The sequence below is a fragment of the Magnetospirillum molischianum DSM 120 genome (genome assembly GCF_000294655.1).
GTDB lineage: Bacteria > Pseudomonadota > Alphaproteobacteria > Rhodospirillales > Magnetospirillaceae > Phaeospirillum > Phaeospirillum molischianum.
On the sequence record NZ_CAHP01000058.1, the window covers coordinates 1 to 5168 of the forward strand.

The 5168-nt window shown below is 59.2% G+C and carries 6 protein-coding genes and 1 pseudogene; 2 read left to right on the top strand and 5 right to left on the bottom strand.

What is annotated here, in order from left to right:
- Together PHAMO_RS17245 and PHAMO_RS17250 are read left to right on the top strand one after the other, a co-directional pair.
- Positions 1-774 (top strand): DDE-type integrase/transposase/recombinase (locus PHAMO_RS17245; protein WP_040567784.1); only part of this gene is annotated, 774 nt, incomplete at its 5' end.
- A 470-nt stretch (positions 775-1244) separates the two neighbouring features.
- Complete coding sequence (locus PHAMO_RS17250) at positions 1245-2063, top strand: replication initiation protein (RefSeq protein ID WP_162136975.1); 819 nt, start codon at positions 1245-1247, stop codon at positions 2061-2063.
- An 87-nt stretch (positions 2064-2150) separates the two neighbouring features.
- Here PHAMO_RS17250 and PHAMO_RS17255 read toward each other — a convergent pair whose 3' ends face one another.
- The 5 genes and pseudogenes from PHAMO_RS17255 to PHAMO_RS17275 all read right to left on the bottom strand — a co-directional run.
- A complete protein-coding gene (locus PHAMO_RS17255) occupies positions 2151-2417 on the bottom strand; it encodes a hypothetical protein (RefSeq protein WP_040567785.1) in 267 nt (88 codons plus the stop codon).
- Positions 2410-3015: a ParA family protein gene (locus tag PHAMO_RS17260; RefSeq protein WP_002731229.1), complete on the bottom strand. Its 606-nt coding sequence runs from the start codon at positions 3013-3015 to the stop codon at positions 2410-2412. Before PHAMO_RS17260 ends, PHAMO_RS17255 begins: the two co-directional genes overlap by 8 nt.
- 96 nt (positions 3016-3111) lie before the next feature.
- Positions 3112-3759 (bottom strand): recombinase family protein, encoded by a 648-nt coding sequence (locus tag PHAMO_RS17265; RefSeq protein ID WP_002731230.1) that lies wholly within the window; start codon positions 3757-3759, stop codon positions 3112-3114.
- A gap of 444 nt (positions 3760-4203) precedes the next feature.
- Positions 4204-4566 (bottom strand): hypothetical protein, encoded by a 363-nt coding sequence (locus PHAMO_RS17270; RefSeq protein ID WP_155801871.1) that lies wholly within the window; start codon positions 4564-4566, stop codon positions 4204-4206.
- A gap of 105 nt (positions 4567-4671) precedes the next feature.
- Positions 4672-5168 (bottom strand): annotated as a pseudogene (locus PHAMO_RS17275) (MobQ family relaxase); the annotation flags it as partial.

Genomic DNA, 5168 nt, shown 5'->3' on the forward strand with positions numbered 1-5168 from the left:
ACCCTGCTCGACGAGGGCGTCTATCTCTGCTCGATCCGCACCATGTACCGGATTCTGGCCGCCAACCACGAAGTCCGGGAACGCCGCGACCAGTTGACCCACCCCGTTTACGCCAAACCAGAATTGCTCGCCACCGGCCCCAATCAGGTCTGGTCATGGGATATAACCAAGCTCAAGGGGCCAGCCAAGTGGAGCTATTTCCAGCTCTACGTCATCATCGACATCTTCAGCCGCTGCGTCGTCGGATGGATGCTGGCCGATCGCGAAAGTTCTTTCCTGGCGAGCAAACTGATCCGCGAAACCTGCCGCCGTCATGGCATCGAACCCGGCCGTCTGACCCTGCATGCCGATCGCGGCCCGTCCATGACCTCAAAGGTCACCGGCCACTTGCTGGCTGATCTTGGCATCACCAAGACCCATTCGCGGCCCTACACGTCCAACGACAATCCCTATTCCGAAAGCCAGTTCCGGACGATGAAATATCGCCCCGAATTCCCCGACCGGTTCGGCTCCATCCAGGATGCCCGCGCCTTCTGCCGCCAGTTCTTCGACTGGTACAATAACCGCCACCACCACAGCGGCATCGGCCTGTTGACACCCCAGCAGGTCCACTCGGGACAGGCCGAGCACCTCCGAAATCAGCGACAAATCGTCCTGGATGCCGCATGCGCCCGCTCTCCAGAACGCTTCGTCCGGATCGCCCCTCAAGCCCCGGCACTGCCGGCTGCCGCATGGATAAACCCGCCGGAAACATCACATAAATTGGCTGCTTAAACTCAAACCAAAGCCGTCTCACATCCGTTGACACGCGCCGGATGACTACGGCGGTGTGTGCCGTTTGTGAGCGGAGCGAACCTTCATGCGGCTTGCTTGCCATGGTCGATCCCGTTTGATTCGTTGGTTTATCCACATGTGGATAACTTGCGGTCTAAGATTCTAAGATTCTAAGATTCAGATTCCAACTAGAAAAACTCAATCTTTTCAATGCTAAAAAGGCTCTATCCTGAGTTTTTGGGCGGGTTACCTGAGTTTTTGGGCGGCTATCCTGAGTTTTTGGGCGGCTATCCTGAGTTTTTGGGCGGAACCTGTACTATGTTGATCTTCAGTACAGCTCAGGATAAAAGGCTTGTAGGAGTACGCCCATGAGCAAGCCGTCTAGCAGACCAGAGCCCCGGATATCGCGTGTTGGCCGAGCGTCGGCACAGGAGCATGCCGGTCGCGAATTAATCGAGCCTCGCGAGCTGGTGGACGCACCGTTCATGCCGGGCCAGTCGCCGTCCCTGGGGGCACGGCGCGCCCTGCTCCTGATGGTCACAACAGCAGCCGCTGAAGGCTTCTCGGACAAAGTCTATCGACTAAGCAAGCGTGAATTAAGGCAGGGGCACGAAAGCAACGACCGCATTGGTGCGCTGGTGGATGAGGTGATTAGTATCCGGTTCCAAATTCCGGGGCTGTCCTCCCGTGGCCGCGCCGCCATCATCAAAGCGCATTTGTTCGAGGAAATCACCGAGGAAACAGACGAAGGTAACTCGGCTTGGATCGAGTTTGAATTTAGCCACCGTGCCCGTGTCCTGTTCGGCGCGTCAGAGGTTTATGCCGTTCTAAATCGCACCGCCGTGCTGGCCTTCGATGGCAAGTATGCCATCACGCTCTATCAGCTCGGATGTCTTTATTCTGGCCGTCGCGATCCCACAATACGCCTCACCGTGCCAGAGCTGCGGACGCGGCTTGGCGTGCCGGAAGGGCGCTATAGTGATTGGGCACAAATCCGACGCTTTGTTCTAGGCTCCGCAAAGGAAGAGGTTGACCACCTCGCCCATTTCCAACTGAGCATCCGCGAACACCGGGAGGGGCGAAAAGTGGTTGCCGTCACCCTCGGTTTCTGGCGCAAAGACGATCCGTCGATTGATGCGGCGGTCGATGAACTGGACCGGTCCAAGGTCGGTCGCAAGGCGCGGCGCACAGGCACCGTTAAGCAGGCGGAAACCCGCGCCGCCAATATCTACAAGGAACTGACAGACAGCCTGCCCGGCCTCGACGTTGACAAAATCCCGGAGCTCTGAAAGTCGTATTTTTGCACGTATGAAAATACATATGTTCAAAAATACGAAAGTTCACACGTTCGTATTTTCATACATCTAAAATTACACTCAGCCTTCTATCCAACTCGTCAATAGCTGCTCGATCAGGTCGGAAAGATCCTGTCCGGTCTCTCTGTCCTCAAGCTTGCGCGTGGCGGCTCGCTTGGTGGCTTTGCGCAAAAGAACCGTCGTCGGCTGATAGTCGGGATTGCTGCGCTTCCCCATCGGCCGCCCCCGCCCGGCGGGCTCTAGATCGGACAAGAGAGAATCAGGAGCGACTGGCGCTTCTTGTTGTCGGCGTAGATCGGCCAGGGCGGAAAACTTCGACTTAGCCATTACAGATTTCCTTTCCGGCATCCTCGTAAGCCTCCCAGGCGCGGACGGCCCGTTCATCCTTGATGCCATAAACAGGCACTCCCTCGGCGGCGGCTTTCTCGAAAGCGACAAGGCGGGGAATCTCCGCCGTAAAAACGGGGATGCCGTTCGCCGTGAGCATGGCGCGCAATTCCTGGCCCTCGGTTCGCGGTTTTGGGGGCACCATAGTCAACAGCACCCTGTAACGCTCGCTCTTCAGCTCCTGGAGCTTGGCGAGGGTATGAGTGAGGCCATCTGTCGCTACGCTCTCGGGCACGGCGGGAACAACCAGGAAATCGCAGTTTCTGGCCAAGTCGCTAAAATCATCGTCGGAGGGGTTCCCCTCCGTATCGATGACAATGTGCTGATAGTCGCGAATGTGCCTCACCATTTGGGCATGACTTACCACCTTGAATGGCAAACCATTTCCATCTCCGCGCTGCCCCCACTTCGTGGCGCTGCGGATGGCATCGCCATCAACGAGCAATGTAGGGGCCAAGCGTTGCAAATAGGCCGCTAGATGAACGGCGGTTGTGGTCTTGCCCACCCCGCCTTTGTAGCTGGTCACGGTGATAATCATCAGTGCCTTTCCGTATTTTTATGCGTATGAAAATACGAATTTATATACGTTCATAAACTCAAACATACATACATGTGTTAAGCTAGACAACTCGTGTCATGGTCTCCGCCGGGCGAGAATGGCGCGGACGGTCGCGGCAGCCCATCGGCCGCCGCGCGCCGTCTTAATCCCCCGACGCTCCAGCTCGCGAGCGATGGCCCGCAATCCCAACCCCTGGGCCTGCAAGCTCTCGATCACCGGCAATACGATGACCGCGCGCCGGACCGCTTCGGTACGATTGGCCACGGCAGCCAGCACCCGGGCCTCCCGTCCGTCCGGGTTGCCGAGCCGAACACCCCGCCGCTTGGCCTCGGCAAGCGCCGCCTTCGTCCTCTGAGAAATCATCTCCCGTTCATGCTCGGCCACGGCAGCCAGAATGTGCAGAGTGAGCCGGGAGGCGTGGGGCATGTCGCACGCCACAAATTCAACCCTGCTATCCATCAGCCCCGCGATAAAGGCGACGTTGCGCGCCAGACGATCCAGACGGGCAATCACCAGAACCGCGCGCTTGCGTGAGGCCATTTCAAGGGCCGCAGCGAGCTGCGGACGGTCGATCTTGCTGCCGCTCTCGATTTCGGTGAAATCTGCCGCCAGTTCGCCCCGGCCAGCGATATAGGTGGTGACGGCTGCGCGCTGGGCGTCGAGTCCCAGGCCGGAACGGCCCTGGCGGTCTGTGGAAACCCGGTAATAGGCTACAAAGAGCATGGTGTTTCGATTCTAAACGGATGTTTAGAATTCATACGCCCGAGAGGCATTCTCAGAGAGAAGATTTTGAAGGTTGACCAGAACGTAGCGACCGCCCTGTCCTAAACATCTCGGGGCGCATCGAAATTGCGCCCCGCCTGTGTCCATAGTTAAACTGTTTATAAACAAGCGTCTCTGAACTAAAAAAGCAAATAGATACTTATATTCATCGTTTCCGATTTCCGCCCTTCCGTCAACCGACTTATCCCTGATACAATTGAAATTGTCGCCATATGTCTGGGAATCTGGACCCTCTGGATATGACTCTGACGGTCTTCTTGACGGCCGGGCCGCTGATATGTTCGAGGTGCCACCGTTACTCGCCCTTGGGTTCTCCCCGCGCTAAAGGCGCGCCTTGACGCCAATCTTGGCGGAAACGGCGGAGTAGGCACCCTACACCCTCGGTTAATCGCGGACGAAGGCGCAGGCATCCACAGTGTTCTTGGTTGGATTGGCAGGGTAGAACTTCCCACCAGCAATGGCGCAGCCGGGGGACGTGGCCATGAGCGAGGCCGGGAACAGCCGCACCCCGAACACCACGCCCAGGCAGACGCCCACCAGGAGGATTAGGACGGCTAGAAGCGCCCGAAGCTTCCATCCCATGCCCGCCAGGGCTTCCCCCGCTCCAGCCGCCGCTACAGCGGCTTGCTTAGCATCATTGGATGCCTGCTGTACCGCCGTTGCCGCCACCTGAATCTCGCCGGTGTTTGCCACGGCCCGCTGTACCGCCGTTTCCAGGGTCGTTAGACGCTGGGTGAGGCTGTCCACGGCCTTAGGCACCAGGACTAGGGGCTTTGCGGCCTCAGCGGCGATCCTAGCACCGTCCCGGGCCTGCCGCAGGGCGATGAGTACCGGATCTTCTTCGCTCATGACCTATCTCCCGAAGTCTGGACCGCCGCGGCCGGGTTTTGGTCCTCGGCTCGGCTTGCTGGCCTGCTGGCGCGTCTGCTGTTGCCGCTGGCGTTCCGCCGCCTGCCGTGCTCGCTCCTGGTCTTGTCGCTGTAGATCTTGCCCAGCTTGCCGCAGTCGGTCGGCCATGCTGTCTTGCCGGGCCAGTTCCACCCCGGCAGTCCGCAGCCGATCCAGGCCACCGGCCAGAGCGGGAGAGGGAGTAAGCCGTTCGATCGCCTGTCGTGTCTGCTCTCCGATGGCCTGGACCAGCTCGCGGACCAGGCCTTTGATCTGACGCCATTGCTCCATGATCCGCTGGAGCATGGCCCGGTCCTGGCGAACGGTCAGGGCATCGCGCAAAGCGTGGGCCTGTTCGCCCCTGCCCTGGCGGTCCATCTGCTGCGCCACAGGGGCCCGATTTTTCGGCTCTGGGGGGGCGGTCGAGGAGGAAAGCCTTTTGGGCCGCCGCCTCGCGTTCG